Annotated in this window: 15 protein-coding genes; 7 read left to right on the plus strand and 8 right to left on the minus strand. The window is 60.9% G+C overall.

Translation table 11 applies throughout. The features are described 5' to 3' along the window. Window positions 1-34: 34 nt before the first annotated feature. Window positions 35-961: an alpha/beta fold hydrolase gene (locus tag BMZ66_RS12985; protein ID WP_092673821.1), complete on the plus strand. Its 927-nt coding sequence runs from the start codon at window positions 35-37 to the stop codon at window positions 959-961. 185 nt (window positions 962-1,146) lie between these two features. On the opposite strand, the gene BMZ66_RS12990 is transcribed toward BMZ66_RS12985, so the two are convergent. Then, a complete protein-coding gene (locus BMZ66_RS12990; RefSeq protein WP_092673824.1) occupies window positions 1,147-2,163 on the minus strand; it encodes a J domain-containing protein in 1,017 nt (338 codons plus the stop codon). A gap of 25 nt (window positions 2,164-2,188) precedes the next feature. Then, window positions 2,189-3,091 carry a histone deacetylase family protein gene (locus tag BMZ66_RS12995; RefSeq protein ID WP_092673827.1) on the minus strand — a complete coding sequence of 301 codons (903 nt, stop codon included), beginning with the start codon at window positions 3,089-3,091 and terminating at the stop codon, window positions 2,189-2,191. A gap of 908 nt (window positions 3,092-3,999) precedes the next feature. On the opposite strand from BMZ66_RS12995, the gene BMZ66_RS13000 reads away from it, so the two are divergent. The 3 genes from BMZ66_RS13000 (at window position 4,000) to BMZ66_RS13010 (ending at window position 9,218) form a co-directional block, all read left to right on the plus strand. Continuing rightward, the gene (locus BMZ66_RS13000) at window positions 4,000-5,523 is read left to right on the plus strand and encodes a TROVE domain-containing protein (protein ID WP_092673830.1); all 1,524 of its coding nucleotides are present in this window, start codon (window positions 4,000-4,002) and stop codon (window positions 5,521-5,523) included. Window positions 5,524-6,773: 1,250 nt separating this feature from the next. Beyond that, a complete protein-coding gene (locus BMZ66_RS13005; protein WP_092673833.1) occupies window positions 6,774-8,174 on the plus strand; it encodes an RtcB family protein in 1,401 nt (466 codons plus the stop codon). A 789-nt stretch (window positions 8,175-8,963) separates the two neighbouring features. Beyond that, the gene (locus tag BMZ66_RS13010) at window positions 8,964-9,218 is read left to right on the plus strand and encodes a hypothetical protein (RefSeq protein ID WP_092673836.1); all 255 of its coding nucleotides are present in this window, start codon (window positions 8,964-8,966) and stop codon (window positions 9,216-9,218) included. Between the two features lie 88 nt (window positions 9,219-9,306). On the opposite strand, the gene BMZ66_RS13015 is transcribed toward BMZ66_RS13010, so the two are convergent. Next, window positions 9,307-9,582 carry a hypothetical protein gene (locus tag BMZ66_RS13015; RefSeq protein ID WP_092673839.1) on the minus strand — a complete coding sequence of 92 codons (276 nt, stop codon included), beginning with the start codon at window positions 9,580-9,582 and terminating at the stop codon, window positions 9,307-9,309. A 321-nt stretch (window positions 9,583-9,903) separates the two neighbouring features. Then, complete coding sequence (locus BMZ66_RS13020) at window positions 9,904-10,263, minus strand: substrate-binding domain-containing protein (RefSeq protein WP_177204716.1); 360 nt, start codon at window positions 10,261-10,263, stop codon at window positions 9,904-9,906. A 33-nt stretch (window positions 10,264-10,296) separates the two neighbouring features. On the opposite strand from BMZ66_RS13020, the gene BMZ66_RS25560 reads away from it, so the two are divergent. Beyond that, a complete protein-coding gene (locus BMZ66_RS25560) occupies window positions 10,297-10,509 on the plus strand; it encodes a hypothetical protein (RefSeq protein ID WP_262507586.1) in 213 nt (70 codons plus the stop codon). Between the two features lie 93 nt (window positions 10,510-10,602). Continuing rightward, on the plus strand, window positions 10,603-12,003 hold the full coding sequence (locus BMZ66_RS13025) for an RtcB family protein (RefSeq protein ID WP_092673845.1): 1,401 nt from the start codon (window positions 10,603-10,605) through the stop codon (window positions 12,001-12,003). A gap of 341 nt (window positions 12,004-12,344) precedes the next feature. On the opposite strand, the gene BMZ66_RS13030 is transcribed toward BMZ66_RS13025, so the two are convergent. From BMZ66_RS13030 to BMZ66_RS13045, 4 genes are all read right to left on the minus strand, one after another. Continuing rightward, entirely contained in the window at window positions 12,345-16,061 is a 3,717-nt protein-coding gene (locus BMZ66_RS13030; protein ID WP_092673848.1) for a DUF4394 domain-containing protein, read from the minus strand. Window positions 16,062-16,321: 260 nt separating this feature from the next. Further along, entirely contained in the window at window positions 16,322-20,611 is a 4,290-nt protein-coding gene (locus tag BMZ66_RS13035; protein ID WP_092673851.1) for a choice-of-anchor Z repeating domain-containing protein, read from the minus strand. Window positions 20,612-20,756: 145 nt separating this feature from the next. Next, window positions 20,757-21,293 (minus strand): MOSC domain-containing protein, encoded by a 537-nt coding sequence (locus tag BMZ66_RS13040; RefSeq protein WP_092673854.1) that lies wholly within the window; start codon window positions 21,291-21,293, stop codon window positions 20,757-20,759. A gap of 101 nt (window positions 21,294-21,394) precedes the next feature. After that, entirely contained in the window at window positions 21,395-21,859 is a 465-nt protein-coding gene (locus BMZ66_RS13045; RefSeq protein ID WP_092673857.1) for a hypothetical protein, read from the minus strand. A 378-nt stretch (window positions 21,860-22,237) separates the two neighbouring features. Here BMZ66_RS13045 and BMZ66_RS13050 point away from each other — a divergent pair, with 378 nt between their 5' ends. Beyond that, a complete protein-coding gene (locus BMZ66_RS13050; protein ID WP_092673860.1) occupies window positions 22,238-23,188 on the plus strand; it encodes a M48 family metalloprotease in 951 nt (316 codons plus the stop codon).

A 23,188-nucleotide genomic window follows, 5' to 3' on the forward strand; every position in this document is an offset into this window, starting at 1 on the left:
CAGAAGCCCTTGGTAAATTTTATGCTCAGTAGCTATGATAAATACCTTCTCACCCGCTCACGACTATTTCATGGCTGACGAACCGGCTGTTTCCGCTGCGCCGCGCATGCGCTACCCCTCGCCGCCGCCTGCCTTGCGCTGGCTGCGGCTGCAACTCAAGGTGCTGTCGGCGGTGGCACCGGAGCTGGCTTTCAAGCAGGCTTGGAAGCTGTTTATTTCGCCTCGCCGGCTGCCGGCCAAGGCTTGGGAAGCACCCGCTTTGGTAGATGCCCGCAGGCGCGTGGTGACCTGCCAGCCGGGCGCGGTGGCGGTGTATGAGTGGGGCCCAGAAGCCGCGCCAGCCGTGGTGCTGGTGCACGGCTGGGAGCACCGGGCTAGTTTTTGGCGTGCCTGGGTGGGGCCGCTGCTGGCCGCGGGCTACCGGGTGGTGGCGCTGGATGGGCCCGCGCACGGCGCATCGGGCGGCAAGCAAGCCACGCTGGTGGCCTTTGGCGGAGCGGTGCAGGCGGTGGTGCAAACGGTGGGCGAGGTGCGGGCCATCGTGGCGCATTCGTTTGGGGCAGCGTCGGTGGCGGGGCTGCCGGTGCGGCTGCCGAATGGGGTGCCACTGCCACGGCTGGTACTGCTGAGTGCCCCTGTTGGCCCTCGGGCAGTAGCGGGGCGCTTCGCCGACTTCCTGTACCTATCCAATGACTTTGTGGCGCGGTTTGCCCAATACGTGGAGCAGGCCACCGGCCGGTCAGCCGATTCGTTCGGGGTGGCCGTGTCTGGTCCCGGCACGGGAGCCGAGCAGGTGCTAATAATGCACGACGAGGAGGACGAGATAATTCCGTTTTCGGAGGGTCGGGAGATTGCCGCGGGTTGGCCCGGCGCTATGCTGCACGCCACGCGTGGCCTGGGGCACAACCGAATTCTGCGCGATGCGGAGGTAGTGCAAGCGGCGGTACGGTTTATCGGGTAAGACTAGGCCTGCTTCTGCCGATGCTGTTCAGCTTTGGGTCTAGTCCTCTATAACTGAGATGGCAGGAATCCTTGTTCAGGAAGGCCAAGAAGAGAAATTTTCAGCCCTGCATTGCCTGTCATGCTTCGCAGGCTCAGCATGACAGGCGTTATCATTTCGGCTCCTTGGCGGACTGCTTGGATAGGTTAGATAGTGCTCATTCCCTCAGCAGCCAACTGCCGCAGCACGTCGCGCAGGCCATCTGGCTCGCGTAGGAGCACCCCTACGTGCTGCACGTACTCGGCTTCGGCCCGCAGGTCGCGCTTGAGCTGCCGTAGCTCCGCTTCCTGCTTTTTAGCCGAAGCTCCCTGGAAGCCGCTGGGGCCGTACTTCACCTCGTTCATCTCCTGCTTCAACGTGATTTGCTGTTGCAGCAGGGCGCGGGTGTAGCGGGCCAGCACATCGTCCGATTCCGCATCGGCCGGGCCTGATTCGGATAGTAGCTGCAACAGCGTGTAGAGGTCGTCGGCTTCGTAGGCCTCCGTGATGCGCTGCATCTGGGCGGTTTTGTCGGCTTGCTTTTCGGGGTCGCGCTCCAAGTCGGGGTGGTGGGTGCGGGCCAGCTGGCGGTAGATGGTTTTGGCGTTTGATTCAAGCTGCTTTTGGTCGGCTTGTTCGGCAGCTTCTTTGGCTCGCTGGGCTTTGGTTTGGCGGCGGGCGCGGGCGGCAGCGGCAGCTTGCTCGTGCGGGGGCAAGCTGGGGTCGGGGATGTATTCCTTGGGTATCTGGGAGCTGGCGCTGCTATCGGGTTTGGTCTTGGTATCGGAACTGCTGCGACGGCCCGCTGGGGTGTACTTGCGAATTATCGCGCTTTCATCCTCACCAAACCGCTCTTCTAATGACCGGGCGTTGCCCAGTATCAGCTCCGTAATCTGCTCTTCTTCTAAGCGACTGAAATAGCCGAGGAGCAAGGCTTCTTCCAGGGATGGAAACAGGCTGCGGCGGGCCGATACCACGGCCGTAGCCGCGGGGCCTACCTGCTGCCAGTAGCGGCGGCGGGCTTCGGCCTGCTCAGCGCGGAGGTCGCGCAGACGCTCACGCAGGTTCTCAACGTCCAGAATGGCTTGCCGAAAAGCCTGTTGGGCGGGAGTGCCCGCCGGCTGTTCGTCGAGCCGCACGGGTACGGTTACTGGTGCAGGATGCGTGGAGGCAGCTTTTTTCATGAGGTGCAAAGGTAGGGGTGTGGTCCTACGGCCACAGCTCAAACGCCACCCGAAACGTGTTGCAATGCGCATCTACAATGTCTGCGAGCCGCTCGGAGTAGCCGCCGCCCATGCTCACCGCTACCGGAAGCTGGCGCTCATGGCACAGGCCTAGCACAAATTCATCGCGCTGACGGCAGCCGGCCGGCGTAAGGGCCAGCTTGCCGAGCTTGTCGGTGGCTAGCACATCAACCCCGGCTTGGTAAAAGATGAAATCGGGCTGTACTTGGGTCAATAGTCTCGGCAGCGTCTCTTTAAGCAACTGAAGGTATAGCTCGTCACCGGTGCCTAATTCCAGCGCAATGTCCAAATCGGATTTCTCCTTGCGCAAGGGATAGTTGGCCCCGGCGTGCATGGAAAACGTGAACACGTGCGGCTCGTGTTCGAAAATGGCGGCGGTGCCATCGCCCTGATGCACGTCCAGGTCCACAATTAAAATTTGGCTGGCCAGACCGTGTGCCAGTAAGTAAGCGGCGGCAATGGCCTGGTCATTTAGCACGCAAAAGCCCTCGCCACGGTCGGCAAAGGCGTGGTGGGTGCCACCGGCCAAATTCAGGCCCACGCCGTCGCGCAGGGCTTTCAGGGCCGATTGCAAGGTGCCGGCGCTGCTACTGAGCGAGCGTCGCACTAGCTGCGGGCTTTGCGGCAGGCCCAAGCGGCGCACTTCGGCGGGGCTGAGGTTCAGGTCGCGCACTTTGTGCCAGTATTCCTCGGTGTGCACGCGCAGCACGTCCTCTTCTGCGCACAGGCCGGGCTCGTAGAAGTCTTCGGCCGCTGCGATGCCCTGCCACAGCAGCTGCTCCCGAATCAGCGCATATTTGGCAATGGGAAATCGGTGCCCTTCGGGAAGATTGAGCGTATAGTGGTCGGAAGTTGCGAGGCATGGCATGGGGCCATAATACCTAGAAGTGGAAGCTTAGGTTTATTGAAATGGCGCTTCGGAAGAAATTAATAATTATTAAAAACTGCGTTTATGAATTGAATTCGCAGTTTGAAGAAAATATTTAATAATTAATTTTAAAATAATTTGCCGCTTAAAAATTAATTATGAACCTTTGTCGCACCAAAAGCAAACAACTATGTACCGCCACGAACTATTCACCAGCAATTCGGATAAGATGCAGCCAGGTCGGCTGCTTCCGCTCGGTACGTTTGCCTGATTTTAGCACCCGCTAAAACTTGACACCGCCCGAGCCCATAACGCTCGGGTTTTTTGTTGTTAGCCGGTTTACAGCCGCTTACCCATTCAATTCATGCACAATATCCGCCCCGAACACCTGCCCCTGCAGCCCCAGCGCCGGCCCGATTGCGGCTCGCTGAAACGGTGCGGCCGTGCTTTTCTTCTTTGTTGGCTACGTCGATAATATCGGCGTAAATCACGCGAAGTAGAAAAGCCCGGCCCGCAAAAGCCGGGCTTTTTCGTGTTATTAATTCCCAAATAAAAACGAGTTTTTATTTGAATGGAAGAGGTGTGTCTAATTGAAATTAATAATTAATTAGTCCGCTTCGAATTTAACAATGCAATACAATATTGAACGTCATGCTTCATCTGGTGTCTGCTTGTCGAAGCATCTCTACCACGCCGTCTGTCATGCTGAGCCTGCGAAGCACCTTATCAGGTTACAACAACTTGTTCGAAGGTGATAAGATGCTTCGCAGGCTCAGCATGACAGGAAATTTACATGACAGGAGATTAGTACGAGCATTAGATAAAAAGTCTCAACTCAGCTCCCCGTGACCAAATGGCTTTGCCAAATACCACCAAAACCACCACTCACCTTCCAACACACCCACGTTATGCGCTTCAACTTCTTCTCTCGAAATACCGCTACGGTGGTAAACCACGAAGACGCAGCTTCCTTCACGCTCACGCCCCAAATGGAGCTGTATGCTGCCGTAGCCACGGCTGCGCTCAGCGACCAGTTCTACGAAAAGGCCGATACTCGCCTGGAGCGTTTGCGTGAGTTGGTGGGCAAAAACGAGCCCCTGTTTGTAGCCCAGCTGGCGGTATATGCTCGTGAAAGCCTGCATTTGCGCTCGGTGCCCTTGGTGTTGTGCGTGGAGCTGGCCCGCTTGCACCGCGGCGACAACCTCCTGAGCCGCTTGGTGGCCCGGGTAGTGCAGCGCCCCGACGAAATCACGGAATTGCTGGCTTACTACGCCCGGGCCAACGGCCGGAATGGGACCAAAATCCTTAACCGCGTGTCCAAGCAGCTGCAAAAAGGCCTGGCGCTAAGCTTCAACAAGTTCGACGGCTACCAGCTGGCGAAGTACGACCGAGACGGTGCGGTGCGCTTGCGCGATGCCTTGTTTCTGGTGCACCCTACGGCCCGCGATGCAGCCCAGCAAGCCTTGTTCGACCAATTGGTGCGCGGCGAATTGCCCACGCCCTACACTTGGGAAACTGAGTTGTCGGCGGTAGGGCAGGCACCCTACGCCACGCCGGCTGAGCGCACCGCCGCGGTGACTCGCACCTGGGAAACGCTTGTTGCCAGCGGCAAACTGGGCTACATGGCCTTGTTGCGCAACCTGCGCAACATTCTCGAAGCCAACGTGTCGGCCGAAACCATCACGCAGGTGTGCGCTACGCTGGCCAATCGGGCCGCGGTGGCGCGCAGCAAGCAGCTGCCTTTCCGCTTCCTGGCGGCCTTCCGCGAGGTGAAAGCCTTGCAGAGCGGCCACGTGGCGGCGGTGCTCACGGCCCTGGAAGATGCCATCGCCCACAGCGCGGCCAATTTGCGCGGCTTCGGCCCCGAAACCCGCGTGGTGGTGGCGTGCGACGTGTCTAGCTCCATGCAGCAACCCATTTCGGCGCGCAGCAAAGTGCTGCTCTACGACGTGAGCCTGGTGCTGGGCATGTTGCTCCAGAGCCGCAGCCAGAACGTCACGGCCGGCATGTTCGGCGATACGTGGAAGCGCATCAGCCTGCCCCGTGGGCCGGTGCTCCGCAACGTGGAGGAGTTCTACCGCCGCGAAGGCGAGGTGGGCTACAGCACCAACGGCTACCTGGTGGTTCAGGACTTGCGCCAGCGCCGCGAGGTGGTCGACAAGGTGATGATGTTCACGGACGTGCAGTTGTGGAACAGCCGCGGCGACGGCGGCACCCTGGCCCTGGAATGGGCCGAGTACCGCCGCACTGTAGCCCCCAATGCCCGCCTCTACCTCTTCGACCTGGCCGGGCACGGCACCGTCCCGCTGGAGGTGCGCCCCGAAACGGGCGTGGCCCTCATCGCCGGCTGGTCCGACAAAATTTTTGACGTGCTCACGGCGCTCGACAATGGCGGCTCCGCGCTCACTGAAATCGAAGCAATTTCCTTTTAACAAGCGGCCCCGGGAATGACATTTTTAACCTGAACAAAGCGGCCGTCATTCCCGGGTTATGGCCCATTCATGCAATAAAACCACCTTTTATGATGTTCTAAACATATCCTGAGACGAGGAAGACGGCTGCCCACTTGGGGCAGTTGCCGACCGGGACGGCGCCACCACCGCGGTGGCCCGTCCCAACCCGGCTCACTCCGCTCACGTCAGGTGCCGTAGGCAGGCGATACTTCGCTGGTTAGGAGCTGCTTCTTCGGAGGTAGTTTATGGGTTCGAATCCCCGGTTGTGGCCTCGGCCGCAGCTGACGCGCCGGCCGCTTGTTGCCCTGATGTTCGGAGAGAGCTAACTTATCATGTTTCCGGGTGGGTGCCGTAGCCGGGCCTTCCTTCGCTCCAAATTAGGGGCGGTCGCGGGTTCGACTCCCGAAGTGCTGCCGTAAGGCAGGGCGACTGCAAATTGGTAGGGCCGCACCAGCTGGCCGGGCGCCTGTTGCCCCACTTGGAAACAAAAGCAGTGTATTGGGTGCCGTAGGTGGGCGATACTTCGTTATCTTATTCCGAGAGGAGCCGGGGGTTCGAATCCCTCTTTTAGTTGGACACAACTGAAATGGCTGAGTGGTCAAAAGCGTAATACCGTAAAGGCGCCCTCCGCTTGTTGCCCCAGTACACCAATGCCAATCCCTGTCCGGGTGTCGTAGCCCGGCCATACTTCGCATTCTTACTGCCCAGGACGCGGGTTCAAGTCCCGCCGATGGCTGCCGCGAGGCCGCTGCCGTAGCTCAGTTGGTTAGAGCAGGACTAGGAGGCCGGGCGCTTGTTGCCCCGGGCAGGGAACGGTTTTGTAGAGACGCGACACTTCGCGTCTCGGCGTCCGCGCCCTTCCCCGGTGGTCGTTCGTCTAAATCGTTCAACGTGGAGACGCGAAGTGTCGCGTCTCTACAGATTACAACCGGATGCCGTAGGCTCGCGCTACTCCGACCTGTCACGTCGGGCTTTGTGCCCGTTGCGTGGGCCGTGTGTTGCTCCGGTTTTGTGGTAATAAAAACGGGCTGGTGCCGTAGCACCGCCATACTTCGCTTTGGTCGATGGGGTCGCTGGTTCGAGTCCGGCTTGTGGGTTTTGGCTCACGGTAGCTCAGTTGGTTAGAGCACATATGTAGGCGATGCGCCTGTTGCCCGGTCCGTTTTTATCTTTTTTCATCAACGATTGAGACGCAAATATGCGTCTCTACCTCGTGCAACAACCATTTTATGGCCAATCTTTTACGCGGCAACGACCTTCGCACCCTCGGGTTTCCGGAAGGCCGCGCCATTGGGCTTGCTCTTGCGCAATTGCAGCGCAAGCACCTCAAAAAACTCTCGCAAACCGACCAGCTAGCCTTGCTGGGTCAAATCCTCAACAACCCCAAAGAATACCTCACCCACCTCGACTGGAGCCACACCGCGGCGGCCTTGCTGCCGGCCCCCTCGCGGCACATTGCCTTGGTCGAGCGCAAGCCCTACGTCACGTTCGGCGCCGAGCACATCGACCCCAGCGCGGTGCACCAGATGGAAACGGCCATGAAACTGCCCGTGACCGTGGCCGGAGCCCTAATGCCCGACGCCCACCACGGCTACGGCCTGCCCATCGGCGGCGTGCTGGCGACCGAAAACGCCGTGATTCCCTACGCCGTGGGCGTCGACATCGGCTGCCGGATGGCGCTATCGGTGTTCGACCTGCCGCCCAAGTACCTCACGCAGCGCGTGCAGGAGTTGCGGAAAATTCTGCTCGACAACACCCGTTTCGGCTCCGGCCGCGGGTGGGAGCGGGGCTACCGCATGGCCAGCGCCGTGCTGGAGCGGGATGAGTTCGTGGAAATACCGTTCCTCAAAAACAAGCGCGACCGAGCTGCCGAACAAGTAGGCACCTCAGGTTCGGGTAACCACTTCGTGGAGTTCGGCATTGTCGACATCACCGAAGCGGGAAACGAGCTTGGCGTGCCGGTAGGGCAGTATTTGGGCGTGCTTTCTCACTCCGGCTCGCGGGGCTTGGGCGCGGGCATTGCCGAGCACTACACCCGCCTTGCCAAAGACGTGTGCCAGCTGCCCACCGAAGCCCAGCACCTCGCCTGGCTCGGCCTCGACACCGAAGCCGGCCAGGAGTACTGGGCCGCCATGAACTTGGCGGGTGACTATGCCTCGGCCTGCCACGCCCAGATTCACCAGCGCTTGGCTAAAGCCTTGGGCGAGCGGCCCGTGGCGAAGGTGGAAAACCACCACAACTTCGCTTGGAAAGAGCGGCTGGCCGATGGCCGTGAGGTGGTGGTGCACCGCAAGGGCGCCACGCCGGCCGGCGCGGGCGTGCTTGGCATCATCCCCGGCTCCATGACGGCGCCCGGCTTCATTGTGCGGGGCAAGGGCTTGGCTGAATCCTTGTCTTCGGCCTCGCACGGCGCTGGCCGGCTCATGTCGCGGACTCGCGCCAAGGCAGAACTCACGGAGTCGGAGGTGCGCAAGCACTTGGCTGAGCACGGCATCGAGCTAATCGGTGGTGGACTCGACGAAGCGCCCATGGCATACAAGGACATCCACACTGTAATGGCCAGCCAGCGCGAGCTAGTGGATGTATTGGGTTCGTTCACGCCTAAAATCGTGCGGATGGACGGGGCGTAGAACGGGTTTACTCCGTTGCACTCCCGCCCATCGTGCTGAGCTTGTCGAAGTATCTCGCTCGCTCCGTTGCTATCGTTTTGTCATGCTGAGGCACGAAGCATCTTATCACGCCTCTGCGATTTTTCAGAGCGTGAGAAGATGCTAAGCAGGCTTAGCTTGACGGGCGATGGGTTACTGCTGCAAGCGAGATGCTTGTCTACCTTGACCGAAGGTTCGACAAGCTCAGCATAACAATTCTCTTGGGTCAGACTTCGGTAAAAAAGCCTCAACCGTTATGGTTGGGGCTTTTTTAGTCGGCTCAAATCTATGCGGAATGGGTTGGGCACTGAGCGCGCGAATGCGCCGCTCAATAGGAGTGCTTCAGCACCTGGGCGAGTACCTCTTCTTCACACCAGTAGCGGGGCCACTGGTCAGTTTGGTTTGCAAGCGCTGACTAGCAGAGAGGGGCACTGCGGATTCCTTCGGTGAGGCAGAGCCCTTGCCCTGCAAACGAACAAGCTCAGTTCGCTCGCCGGGCTGGTATAGGAGCTCTGGCTTAGCTAGTTGCTCCTGTCCGGTCAGCTGCAAATGCTTGTAGTAACAAGCTGGAGCGGCTAATTTTTTCTGAAAATAGGAGGTGCAATTTTATTTGGTTAATGGAATGGTATTCAGTATTTTAGTGTGTAAATGAAGAATAATTCATCTTAAACATTAAAATGATTTAATTTACCAACAACGACCATTCTGCAAAGCGCTACGTATCGTAGCAATTGAAATTTGTCAATATATAACTGTCTTTCCTGCTCTGCTATGAAAAATGCTTTACAAAGCCTGGAAGCCTTCCGGGGCAACGACTATCACGGCCGGCTCGTGCAGAGCGTCGAGCCTTGGGAGATTGCCGTGCTGCGGGCTGGCCAAACGGTGGCATCGGTGCCCCTGACTCCTACTGAGGGCACCTACCTCACCCAAGCCATTGCTGGCCTCGACCAGCGGCGGCCGCTGGTGCTTTTCCGCTGCGCCCTGCGGCAGGGAGACTGGGCCCAGGGCAACAGCATGCAGGCCTAGCCATGAGCCCGGCGCGGTGCATGGCACCGCACCCGAAACGTAGCTAAGCCTGGCTTACAAGGCCGCAAAAAGAGCCGCAAGCAGGCCCCTAGCGCAGAAACCGCGCCTGTGTGACCGTGGTGGCTAGCACCCGTGTAGCCGGTTCCGACGGACAGCTGAGGGCTTCGAGCTGGTCTACGGTAAGCTCGCCCACGATGTAGCCGTGCAGGTAAGCCCGCACCTGAGGGTCGAGGGGAGTATGCCCCAGGCGGGCGGCAGCAATGCCCCAAGCCACGTGGTGGCGGCGCTGCCGTTCGGCTTGGAGTTCTGCTTCAGACTGCTCGGACATGGCAGAGTCGGAGGACTCACTGGTATTTTCAAGCATGATTCCGGGAAAAAAAATAATAATACCGGTGGGAGGACCATGCATACGCAGAGTTCGGGTGTGGGGTTGGCTTCGGCTAGCTTGCTATGGGCCGAGCTTAGTTTGCACTGGCTTTCGCACCGGGCACCGCTTTATTCCGGTTTCGGGCAGCGCTGGTTAACAGAGTCGTAGGAGCTTAACGGTGCTGTTTCAGCCAATACGCCATAAAGTAGCTCATTGTGGGTGTTTGGCACTACCGTTGGGTGGCTCGGGCCTGACTAAGCAGCCATGGTAGATATAGCCCTTGAGCCGGTTGGTTTTATGTAATGAAATTAGGCATAATTAGATGGACAAGCTAAGCAGCTCGCCCTTGCCTTTGAGCGAGGAGCCGCGAATCACTAGCTCGCCGGTGATGACGAAGGTGCGGGACTGGAAATATTGTTTCTGTTGCACTTGCTCCAGAAACAAGCAGGTGGCCAGCTGGCCGATGCGGTAGGGGTGCAGGTTGACGGTGGTGAGGCCAGGCGCTATCATAGACGCCATGAACTCATTGCCGAAGCCGACCACGTCAATGTCGTCGGGCACGCACAGGCCGCGCTCTTTCAGGGGCACCAGCAGGTCGAAGGCGTTGGTGTAGTTGAACGCCGGCTCCGTGACCTGGAAGCGCCTGCCCGACCTAGGCCGCACGCTGGGCCCGGTCACAACATTCCCCGTTACGACTAAGCGCCGCAAATCATCAACCTGCACAACGGGCTGAACTCCGACAATGGCAACCGGCCCTGGGAGCAAGCCGTGGCCGACAACATCATCAAAACTTCGCAGCACAAGGTGACTGCTGTCGGCCCGCACGTGCTAAAGTTCTGGCGCGTGGACCCCGGCGTGGTACTGGAGAAGCTGGGGTTGAGTAGTGGAGAGCTGCCCGCTAGCTACCTCGGCCCGCCGGCGTAGTTCACCAGCAAGGTAAAGTAGACGGCTCAGCCGCACAGAACATCACTCCACACGCCTCGTACACGGGTTTATCCCTCCCATAAACTGCGTGCTATGGCTAACCAACTTCGCGGCAACGACCTCCGCAAAATCGGCTTCCCCGAAGGCCCCGCCATTGGCCGGGCCCTCGACGTACTGACTCAAAAGGAGTTCAAGAAAATGGACAAGGGCAGTGCGCTGGCGCTGCTCAAGCAAATCAAAGAAGACCCGTTCAAGTACGTGCGCGACGAAAACTGGCGCGCAGTGGCCGAAGAGCTGGTGCCCCAGCCCTCCCGCGACGTGGCCCTGAACCCCACCATCAAAGACTACCGCCGCTACGGCGAAGACTTCATCGAGGATGGTGCCCGCAAGCAGATGGACGTGGCCATGCAGCTGCCCATCACCCTCGACGGTGCGCTCATGCCCGACGCCCACCAGGGCTACGGCCTACCCATTGGCGGCGTGCTGGCGGCCGACAACGCTGTGATTCCCTACGGCGTGGGCATGGACATCGGCTGCCGTATGGCGCTGTCGGTGTTCGAGTTGCCCCCCGAATACCTGGAGCAACGGCGCCAGGAGCTGCGCAAAATGCTGCTGCACCATACCAAGTTTGGCAACAAGGAGGTGTTCAAAACCGTGAACACCGACGACCCCATTTTCGACCGCCCCGAGTTTCGGGAGATTGCCGTGGCGCGCCAGAAGCGGGAATCTGCCGTAAAACAGTTGGGCTCGTCGGGCTCCGGTAACCACTTTGTGGAGTTTGGAGTGGTCGACCTCACCGACCCCGACAACGACCTGAAGCTGCCCGTGGGCCAGTACCTGGGCCTGCTCTCGCACTCTGGCTCGCGGGGCCTGGGCGCGGCCATTGCCCAGCACTACACCAAAGTGGCCATGGACAAGTGCCCCCTGCCACCCGAAGCGCGGCACCTGGCGTGGCTCTCGCTCGACTCGCAGGAAGGGCAAGAATACTGGGCCGCCATGAACCTGGCCGGCGACTACGCCTCGGCCTGCCACCACGACATTCACCGGCGTCTCAGCAAGGCCCTCGGTGAGCAGCCGCTGGCGCAGGTAGAAAACCACCACAACTTCGCCTGGAAAGAAACGCTGGGCGACGGCCGCACGGCCATTGTGCACCGCAAGGGCGCTACCCCGGCGGGCCAGGGCGTGCTCGGCATTATTCCGGGCTCGATGACGGCGCCGGGCTTCATTGTGCGCGGGCGCGGCGAGCGGGACTCGATAAACTCCGCTTCGCACGGGGCCGGCCGGCGCCTCTCGCGCACCCAGGCAAAGGTGAAAATCACCGAAGGCGAGCTGCGCCGCGAGCTCAAAGACCACGGGGTAGAACTCATGGGCGGGGGCCTCGACGAAGCACCGGCTGCCTACAAAGACATCCGCCAGGTGATGGCCCACCAGCGCGATTTGGTGGACGTACTGGGTTCGTTCACGCCCAAAATTGTGCGCATGGACGGAGCCTGAGCTCAGCCGCCATCAGCAGAAAAATACCGAAATCTGCTGCCTGGGCGCTTGCAGCAATCCGAAGCAGTGGCCCTGGCGTAGGTTTAAGCAATGCCCTTACAGGCAGTTGTCTCCATAGCTCGGAAAGCCCCTCGCTGCTGGCGAGGGGCTTTTTTATTAGCGAAGCCGCAGCCCAAGCGCTGGTCCTGGCCTAATGAGGCACCGGCCCATCGGCCCGAGATGAGTCTGATTTATCTCTTCTCTGACGTGTGATTGCCTACTGACGACCAACAAAAAAGCCCCAGCTGATATAGCTGGAGCTTTTGCATGAGTACCAAGAAGCAGAAGCTTCCGTGGCAGCGCTATTCGATAACGAGTCGCTTGGCGACGAGACCGTGGGCGGTGCGGGCGAGCACGGCGTACACGCCCGGGGCCAGGCCGGCCAGCGGCAACTCCACGGTTTCGGTGGCGCCGGCGCCCAGCGTGCGGCGGAGCACCACGCGGCCCAGGTTGTCCACAACGGTGACGGCCGTGGCCTGGGTGCCGCGCAGGGCCGCGGGCACGAGCAGCGTGGCCATGCCGCGGGCCGGGTTGGGGTACACGCTGGCCAAGCGGGCCAAGGCAGCCGGGGCCGTGCCCAGCACGCGGGCCTGCGTGGTGAAGAGCACGGCGTAGCGCCCGCCAGCCGCGGCGTTGGCCGCCAGCTCTAGGTTCACCGCGGTGGCGGCGGTCAGCTCGGTGTCGGTGCCGGTGAGGGCGTCGCGCAGGTAGGCGCGGTAGTTGGCGGGCAGGTTGCGCACCTGGTCCACGGTGAGGGCGTAGGTGCCGGCGGTGCGGGCAGCCACGCGCAGGGGCAGGGTGAGGTCGGCGCCGGTCAGGGCGGGCAGGCCGCTGATGGCCAAGGGCTCGGCGGCGGCAGTTTCAAAGGCCAGGGTCAGGCCGTTGGGGGCGGGCAGGGCGTGGGCGTCGAAGGCGGCGTCGAAACCGGCCGTGGCGCCGGGCTCGAAGTACGCCAGCGCTTGCGTGCGGGCCGAAGTACCAGCCAGCGAGAGCGTCAGCTGCGGCCGCGCGTCGGCCGTGCCGCGCTCAAACGGTGCGTTTTCCGACGTAAGGCGTGCGGCATTGGTAAAGTTGATGCTGCCCGTCTGGCCAGCTGCGGTGCGGACAAAGAAGCCTTGAGCTACGGGCAGCACGTTGGTGCCACCGTTTACGCCCACCCGGTTGATGTAGCTGGCGTAGCTGCCGGTGTACTGGCCGCTGCTTTTGAACACGTACAAACCATCTTCCAAACCGTTTCTGCCCACGGCGTTCCAGTCGAGGGGCGCAGGGTAGGGGTTGCCGCGCAAGTGCCAGCCGCTCTGGGCTTGGCTGCCGCGGGTCAAGCCCGAGGCGTTGTAGTTGCCGTTGTTGAGGTTGCCTACAAAGTCCACGTTGGCCTGGGCCGGCACGTTCACGGTGTAGCCACGCGTTACTACCATGGCATCGGCAGTGCTGGCCGGCGAGAAGAAGCCCTTGTCGAACTCTGGCGAGCTAGAAGGAGTGCCGCTTACGACGGTGGGGTTCACGCGGGATTCTTCGTAGCCAAACACGTTGGGGAAGGGCGTCACGGTGTTGCCCACCGTGTTGTAGGCGGGGTTCACCACGGGCGCGAAGACGCCGGGCACGGCCAGGTCGGCCACGGTGGTGTTGGCCACGGGCGCGCTGTAGTGGCGGTAGCCCAGCCCGGGGTTGGTGGGGGCGATGTAGCGCTGCACCACAACCGGCGCGTTCGGGCTGCCGATGCCCGTTACCACGGCCAGGCCGTTCTGGCCGTTCACCACGTAGGCCGTGCCCGTGCTGTTGGAAAGCAGCGTCAGGGTGGCATTAGCGTCTTTCTGCAAGCTGCCCGTAAGCACCAGGGCGCGCTGCACCGAGGCATTGCTCAGCAGGTTCACCGTGGCACCGCCCACCGTGAGGTTGGTGAAGCAGGTGAGGGCCGTGCCGCTGAAAGTCTGCGCGTTGGTGCCCGTGGTTTCGAAGATGCCGGGGCCCGTGATGCCGGAGCAGGCCGTGGCGCTGCTGCCGGAATTGTTCGTGAAGTTGCCACGCACAATGAGGGTGCCCACCAAGGTAAGCTGGGCCCCTGCTTCCAGGGTCAGGGCCCGGGTAATTTGATTGGTGGTGACGGTGGGTTGGTTGGGGGTGCCGCCGGGAATGACGGTGTCGTTGATGTTGGTTGGCACAACGCTGGGCGTCCAGTTGGCGGCCGTGCCCCAGTCGGAGCTTACGCTGCCGTTCCAGGTCAGCACGGTTGCCGTCTGAATAACCACGGCAATGCCCGTAACATTCGTACCCCGGCCAATCTGACCGATGTCGAGCACACTGCCATTGTCCAGGTTCAGGTTATAAAGCCGGTCGTTGGTAGTGGTGCCGTTTGGCGCCACGGCCAGGAAAGCAGTATTGTTGACGGTGCCGGGCTGGCTGTAGATGTCCAAGTCCGCGCCTTCGGCCGAAGCACTCAGGCCCGAGGGCGCCACTGCGTCCATGGCGCCGGTGTTGGGGTTCGGCGACTTGTAAAGCGTGTTGGTGATAGAGTTGTAGTAGGCCAGCACGGTCAGGCCATTGTTGTTAGCCGTTTGGTTGCTAGTGTAGGCGGCGGCGGAAATGCCGGTCCGGTCTAGGTTGCCATCCTTGGCCGTGATGCTGCCGTCAACGGGGTTGAGGCGGTAGTTGGCCGTGTTGGTGCTCACCACCCGAATGCGGTCGACGGTGGGGTTGAAGTCAAACCCAATGCGCTCGGTAGGGCCGCCTAGTTCAAGGGTGATGGGGCCGGAACCCACCGGCGTCAGGGCGCCTGTGCTCACGTTCACCGTGTAGATACGGGCGTTGTTAGCGCTTAGCGAAGCGTCGTAACCCAGGGCATACATCTGTGCGTTAGCGGGACGGTAATCTATCCCGACCACGGTCTGGCCCGCTGCGAGGCCGGCGCCGAAGTTCACGGCCGAGCGAATGTTGCCGGGCACGTTGGAGTCAAACGAAATCAGGTTGCCGGCCGCCACGGCATATACCAGCTGCCCAACCAAATTAGGCGTGGTAGGTGCTGGGGTAGGAATGGCAATGTCCCGAATGTCGAACGGGGCACCGGTGGTGAAGGGCGCTACCGCCGCTTGAATGATGGGCCGCCGTACCGTGGCGGCGCCGGTGGTCAGGTTGAGGTTGTAAAGGTTGCTAGCCGAGGTGCCGGCTGCGCCGGGCTTGGTCACCTCCATCACATACGCCTCGTTGGCGGTGCCGGTGAAGAAGATGTCCACGCTGAGAATGGCCTCGGGGTCGATGGGGCTACCGTCGAGCGTGAGGGCGCCTACCGTGTTCAGGCTGCCATCGTTCGGCGGGATTTGCGTGGCCAGAATGCCTGGCCCCACCGTTGGGCGCGTGTCAATGTCGTAGAGCGTGGTGCTGGTGCTGCCGATGTAGGAGTTGGTGTAAGCCACCGCGCTCACCAACGGGTCTTTGCCCAGGTTGGCGTCGCCGGCTGTCCGGTAGGCCAGGGCGCCGTCTTGGGCAGCAACGCCGCCGGTGTTCGGGTTGAGGCGGTAGTTGGCATTGTTGGAGCTCACCACCCGAATGCGGTCGACGGTGGGGTTGAAGTCGAAGCCGATGCGCTCGGTAGGGCCGCCCAGGGCCAGGGTAACCGGGCCGGTGCCCACGGCGGTGCTCACGCCGGTGGTGGGGTTGAGCCGGTAGAGCCGCGCCTCGCCGTTGGTGGCGTTATAGCCCAGGGCATACAGCTCTCCCGTATTGGGGCGGTAGTCCATGCCCACCAGCCGCTGGCCAGCTGCTACCCCGGAAATGGGCGTGGCCACTGGCCCAATCGTGCTCAAGGCCCGGTCGATGGCAACAATAGCCTGGTCGCCCACGGCAGCCCCGGGGAAAAAGGCATTGCTAGTAGGAATGGCTTGGCTCACAGTGCCCAGGCCATAAATCGTAGTTTGGGCCTGAGCGGCCGACCCTCCAAGTACCAGGGCCGCTCCCAGCGCAGTACCTAATAAGTGGTGAAGCCGCTGGCCAGAAGGCAGCAGTGAAAGTAGGTGTGTTAACATAAATGGGTGGGTAAATAGGTGAGCGAAAAGACGCGGCAATACCGTAGCGCTTAGCCAGTGATGGCGTCACTACGTCTATTTTCAATTTGCGGCTAGAAAATCCTGAAAAAAACTGCCAAGAAGCCAAATCCTGTTCTCTTAGCCCGTTTGGTAACTTAAACATACTTGGCTTAGGAGCAAAAAAAATCCCCCACTAGTACAGCGGGGGATTTTTTTGCTACCTAAATCACGGCCGATAAAAAGCCGTTGCCAAAGCAGGTTTATTCAACCACGAGTCGCTTGGCGACGAGACCGTGGGCGGTACGGGCGAGCACGGCGTACACGCCCGGGGCCAGGCCGGCCAGCGGCAGCTCCAGGGTCTCGGTGGCGCCGGCGCCCAGCGTGCGGGCCAGCACCACGCGGCCCAGGTTGTCGACAACGGTGACGGCCGTGGCCTGGGTGCCGCGCAGGGCGGCGGGCACGAGCAGCGTGGCCGCGCCGCGGGCCGGGTTGGGGTACACGCTGGCCAAGCGGGCCAAGGCGGCCGGGGCCGTGCCCAGCACGCGGGCCTGCGTGGTGAAGAGCACGGCGTAGCGCCCGCCGGCCGCGGCATTGGCCGCCAGGTCCAAGCTAACCGAGCGGTTGGCTGCCAGGTCGGTGAACGTGCCGGTGAGCGCATCGCGCAGGTAGGCGCGGTAGTTGGCGGGCAGGTTGCGCACCTGGTCCACGGTGAGGGCGTAGGTGCCGGCCGTGCGGGCGGCCACGCGCAGGGGCAGGGTGAGGTCGGCGCCGGTCAGGGCGGGCAGGCCGCTGATGGCCAGGGGCTCGGCGGCGGCGGTTTCAAAGGCCAGGGTCAGGCCGTTGGGCGCGGGCAGGGCGTGGGCGTCGAAGGCGGCGTCGAAGCCGGCCGTGGCGCCGGGCTCGAAGTACGCCAGCGCCTGCGTGCTAGCTGCGGCGCTGGTCAGGCCTAGGGTTAGGCGTGGGCGGGTGTCGGCAGTGCCGCGCTGGAAGGGAGTAGCATCGGGGGTGTTTACTCGGGCGGCGTTGGTGAAAGACAGACTGCCTGCCTGGCCAGCCGCGGCCCGTACAAAGAAGCCCTGGGCTACGGGCAATATGTTGGTGCCACCATTCACGCCCACAAAATTGATGTAGCTGGCGTAGCTGCCGGTGTACTGGCCGCTGCTCTTAAACACGTATAAGGCATTCTCCACGCCGGTCTTGCCCACCAGGTTCCAGTTGAGGGGCGAGGGGTAGGGGTTGCCGCGCAGGTGCCAACCGCTTTCGGCCTGGCTGCCACGGGTGAGGTTGCTGGCTGCGATGGTGCCATTGTTGAGGGTGCCTACAAAGTCCACATTAGCTTGGGCCGGGATGTTGACGGTGTAGCCACGCGTTACCTCCATGGGGTCGGCAGTGCTGGCGGGCGAGAAGAAGCCCTTGTCGAAATCAATGGAGCCAGCACCGCCGCTGGTGTTCACGCGGACCTCATCGTAGCCAAACACGTTGGGGAAAGGCGACACGTTGTTAGGTACGCCAGCGGTGTTGTAGGCAGGGTTGACAATGGGCGTAAAGCCGGCCGTGTTCAGGTCGGCCACGGTGGTGTTGGCCACGGGTGCGCTGTAGTGGCGGTAGCCCACCCCGCCGTTGCGGCTCGGGTCGATGTAGCGCTGCACTGTGGCTGTGCCCACTACTACGCCGCCGCGGTTGTCGACCAGCGCAGTGCCCGCGGCCGATGACAGCAGCGTCAGGCTTTGTCCGGTGGTGGCTAGGTTGCCGTTTTCGAGGCGCAACACCTGAGTCACGCTCAAAGCCTGGCTCAGGCTTAGGCCAGTGGCATTGCTCACACCTAAGTTAAGCACCCGGCTGGGCAAGCCCGGACCGGTCACCTGGGCCACGGTGCCGTTGTAAGCATAGTTGGCATCGATGCTAAACGAGCGGCTGCCCGTTACTCGCACGGCGCCCACTGCGCCCGTAGTGGCAATGCCAGCCGGGTCGCAGATGGCCAGGTTAGCGCCTGGCAATAGCACAAAGGAGCCCGGGCCGTCAATTACCTGGCAGGCTTGCACCAGTGCCCCGCCCGACTGTACCGTCAGGGTGCCGTTCACGGTGAGGGTACCGGTAAGGGTAGCCACGCCCGTGCCCGTAATGGTTACGTTGTTGTAGCTGCCCGAAACAGGTTGCGGGCTGCTCACCACCAGGTCGGTCAGCGGAGCAGCGGTAGTAGTAAAGGAGACCGTGACGGCCAGCGAAGTAGCGCTGCTACCGCAGTTGCGCACAATGCTTGCAGTATAGGACGTGCTAGCAATCAAACCAGTCAAGTTTATGCCTCCAACAACAAAGTACACCTGTGGTGTCCCACCCCCAGTTGGGGTAAGGGTAAGGGTGTAGAAGTCAGTAGTGCCATCGGTTGTAAAGCTCACCGTGGCCGAGTTGCTGGTGATGCCGCTCACTGATAAGCCTGTGGGCGCAAGACAAGCCACCGGTGCCGGATTTACAGTGAACACAGCCGGAGCCGAGGTTCCGCCGCCCGGCGCAGGGTTGGTCACGGTCACGTTGTAGGAACCGGCCGTGGCCTGGTCAGCCGCGGTCAGCGCTATGGTCAGCTGAGTAGCCGACACAAACGTGGTCGAACGCGAAGTGCCGTTGAAGCTTACCGTGGACGAGGCCAGAAAGTTGGTGCCGTTCACGGTCAAGGTCTGGGCCGCGGCGCCAGCCGTAACCGTTGCCGGCGACAGGCTGGTGATGGTAGGAGCAGGGTTGTTTACCACCACCGGGTTCACCGTAAACACGGCCGGGGCCGAGGTGCCGCCTCCGGGGGCTGCGTTGGTTACGGTCACGTTGTAAGAACCAGCCGTGGCAATATCCGAGGCCGGAATGGCTGCCGTTACCTGTGTGGCCGACACAAACGTGGTGGGCCGTGTCGTTCCATTGAAGCTAACCGTGGAGCCGCTGACGAAGCCCGTGCCCGTAACGGTAAGGGTGAAGGCCGCACCGCCTGCCGTGGCCGAATTCGGCGACAAGCTGGTGATGGTAGGCGCTGGGTTGGGCGCGGCTGTGGTAGTAAAAGTGGTTGTAGCCGCTGCCGAAGTCGTGTTGCCAGTGCAGTTGCTCACAATGCTCACGGTGTAGGCCGTGCCGGGCGTCAGGCCCGTAAGGGCGACTGGTGAGGTAGTGGCTGTTAGGGTGGTGGCTGTCCCGCCAGCAGGGGTCACAGTCACAGTGTAGTTGGTGGCCGTTGCGCTGGCCGTGAAGCTTATCGAAGCCGAGTTGCTGGTGATGCTGTTGGCAGCCGGATTGGTGGGGGCGTCGCACGGTGGCGGGGTAGTGGTTACAGTAAAAGGAAGCGAATTCGTAATGCCGCCTGGTACAGGTGGGTTGGCTACGGAAACCTGAACAACACCCGGAGATTGGAAATTCGTGGCCGGAATAACGGCAGTAAGTTGCGTAGGAGACACATACGTAGTCGTAAGATTGGCCGTGCCGTACCTTACTATCGCGCCATTAAAGAAGCCAGTACCTGTAGCGGTAATAGTCAAAGCAGGGGCCCCAACTACAGCTGTATTTGGGGCAATGCTGATAAGCGTAGGAACCGGAGGTACCGCAATGTCAAAAATATCAATTGGCGAATCCACACTGGTTGATATCAGGTTAGCTATCCTGACGGCCGCCCCCGTGTTTAAATCGAGCGTATAAAGGTTGGCTCTGGCGGTGCCAGCAGGCAACCTTTCCCCTAGCTCAAGTAAGAAAGCGTTGTTCGAGGAGGGATTGCCAGCGTAATTGGAAATATCAAGATTTAGTGCTTGTGCCGCGCCTATTCCGAAACCTTGTAAGCTAATAGTGCCTACATTGGTCAACAACCCGCTGCTGGGCAGAGCTTGAGTATTTAACAAGCCTGCGTTGAGAAAGTCAATGTTATAAAGAGTGGTGGAGGTGCTGCCGATAAAAGCATTGCTGTAAGCTGCTGCTGTAACTCCCGGATTTGGTGTACCACCAGCATAAGCCAATGGGGTATCCGTTGCCACAATACTACCGGTTGCGGGGTCCAGCCGGTAGTTGGAGTCAGTAGTGCTCACTACCCTAATTTGCTCGTTTACAGGATTGAAGTCAAAACCAACCTGATAAGGAGCAGAACTAAGTGCTAGCGTAATATTACTGGTTCCTACAGGTGTGGCTACTCCCGTAATTGCGTTTAGAGTGTACAGTCTGGCATTGCTAGCTGAGGCGGAAGAATTATAGCCTAACGCATAAAGCTGGCCTGTACTGGTTCGAAAGTCCATCCCTACCAGCCTCTGCCCCGGCTCTAAGCCTGAAATAGGCACTGGCAGCGAGGCGATGGGAAATACGCTTTGAACAGTTTTGAAGGCTATAATGCCTTGGTCACCCACACTAGCTCCTTGAGGGTAGATGGGATTAGTGCCAGGTAGTACAGTTCCGTTAACAGTGCCCAGGGCGTAAACGATGTCTTGGGCACGGCCAGTTAAACTGCCAAGCAGTAAAGTCATCAACAGCAAAAAAGCTGTTAACTTCTGCAACTGCCGTCCCACAGACGGCAGCAAAAGTAGGTGTGTCAACATAGTTAGATGAAAAAGGATTAAGAAAAGAATTAAAACAGAACAGTTGCTATATAGTCAGCGACCATGGCGGCAAGTACGGATTTTTAAGACCAACAGCTATCCAAACGCTACCGAAAAGTGCGTTGAATAGAGAAACGGGCGCGGTTCAATTGTCTCCGGCAGGGGAGGTATCGACCACCCGTACCACGTCGCCAACCCGAATGATGCCGCCTTGCGCAATGTGTGCCGTGAGGCCGCCGTGGCCCCGCATGGCGTTGTAGCCGCCGGGCCCCAGCTCCTCCTCCATGCGGGAGCAGGGGTGGCACTCGCCGGTGATGTCGAGAATCACATGCTCCCCAATGCGGACTTGCCGGTTTTTAAGCGCCAGCAGGTTCAGGCCGCTCACCGCCAGGTTGCGGCGCAGGCGGCCGGGCTCAATGGGGGCATCGAGCCCCAGGAAGCTGGCCACCGCAGCCATCGATTCGTGCTGAATAAGGGTGAGTTGGCGCTTGCCGCCCGACTTGGGGCGGGCGTGGTCGCCGAGCATGTGCGAATCGGTTTTTAGCTCCGCCTCCTGCACCGACACAAGCGGCTCGCGCCGCACCGGTCGCTGGCCAATCCACTCCACGCGGCCGGTCTGGGGTAGGGTAGCCAGCAGGCGCGCCACGGTTGATTTTTCGTCGCCAAAGAAAGGAAAAGGCATTTTTCAGTTGTTAAAAGTTCAGCAGAAAAACGTTGGTGCACTGGTTCAGAGTCGGGGCACCGCACCTGAACCAGCCACTTCCGCCAGCTCACTTATATAAGTTACAACTCGTCGGGCGTACCAAAGCCCTCGCGGATTTCGGTGTGCATAATCTGTCCGCCGAGGTTGCCGGCCCGTGCCAGCAGCCCAAAGCTGAGCACTGCGGTCAGCAGCGTCAACAAAGCCAGCAGCCGGGCCCGCGGCGAAGCGTTCTTAAGCAAGAGCAGCGAAAACAGTGCCAGGGCGGCGGCACCTTGCAATACCCAAAAGCCAAGTTCGGCTGCCGTTTCATGATTTTGAATAAGGGCCCGGCTTACCCGGGGCAGGTCCCGGACCACGGCTTCTGCGCCTTCGCCCGTGAGTTGAGCCGGCAGGCACAGTACGCCCGCGGCCAGCACCGCCACCAGCCCGGCGCGGGTGAGCGTGTTGTTTTTTCCAAACAAGCCAACGCCCAGTAGCACCGCGGCAAAGAGGCTGCCCAGAATAGGCACATGGTTGACGAGGAGGTGCAGGTGGGCTTGGTTCATTTGCTAAAAAAGGCAGCTGGGTGAGGGGCCCGGGCCGCTGCCGAAGCAAAGCTACCCCCGCCCCGCCAAGCCGCTGGTAAACGCAACCGTTTCGGGCCCACCACGACTCTTATTAAATGAACTGCAATCACCTATAAATCGTTATTAAACCAGCAACCGATGCTCTTCAGCACGCGGCTTTTTCGGGCCGATTCACAATGAAAATCGGGCCGGCCCGTTGGTTAGCGCTGCCGCTGTCGGATTGTCACCAAAGTGCCTGCTAGACTGCCTAATAGTCTTGCTTGGAACCTCGATAATCGAGCTGCTTGCCAAGGAAAATATCTGGCATTGCGCTTGCCATAGTTCGCTTACTAGTCATTCACCTTCGCCTCCTTAGCTATGACTTTCCTCCCTCGTTTCATTAGCCGCCTCGCCGCTCCGCTGCTGCTGGCGTTGCCCCTAGCTTTTTCTACTCCGGCCCAGGCTCAGAATGCCCCGGCAACCACGGACGTAATCCGCGAAATCACCGACGCCGTGGGCCTCAAAGCTCGTTTTGAGCTGCGTGCCACCCGCGAAATCGACAACGCTGCAGCGGTGGTGTACAACGGCAAGCGCTTCCTGCTCTACAATCCCGACTTCCTGAACGCCGTGAACCAGGCCGGGCACACCGACTGGGCCGGCATCAGCATTCTGGCGCACGAGATGGGCCACCACCTCAACGGCCACACCCTGCGCGCCGGTGGCTCGCAACCCGCCGACGAGCTCGAAGCCGATGAGTTTTCGGGCTTCGTGCTCCGCAAGCTGGGTGCCAGCCTGGCACAGTCGCAGGCCGCCATGGCCACCGTTTCCGACGACCAGGGTTCGGCCACGCACCCCGGCCGCACGCCGCGCCTTGCCGCCATCAGCCAGGGCTGGCAGCGGGCCAACGGCCAGATTGTGGCCAGCTCCCGCGCCGCGGCTCCTTCGGCCGCCCCGGCAGTAGTGGCCGCGCGGCCCCAGCAGTCGGCTAACACCCAGCTGGAGCGGCGCTTCCCCACGGCGCAGGTGCGCGAAGACGATGAGGACCTCATTGCCAGCAGCCAGAACACGGCCGGTGCCGTGCGCCTCGTGGGCCAACTCACCTTCCGCAACGACCCCAGCCAGCGCTACTATCTCACCAACGCCCTGAAAGTGGTGCGCGTAGACGGGGACGATAATGCCGAGGTTGTAGGCAAAATCTCTCGCACCACCAGCGGCACCTTTCCCTACGTGCTCACCGATGGCCGGCAGCGCCGCCTCTTCATCACCGCCCGCGGCGATGTGTACGACAAGGAAGGCCAGCGCGTAGCCAAGCTGCACGACCCTTCGTAG

Source organism: Hymenobacter arizonensis, from assembly GCF_900115775.1.
In the GTDB taxonomy this organism is placed as follows: Bacteria; Bacteroidota; Bacteroidia; order Cytophagales; family Hymenobacteraceae; genus Hymenobacter; species Hymenobacter arizonensis.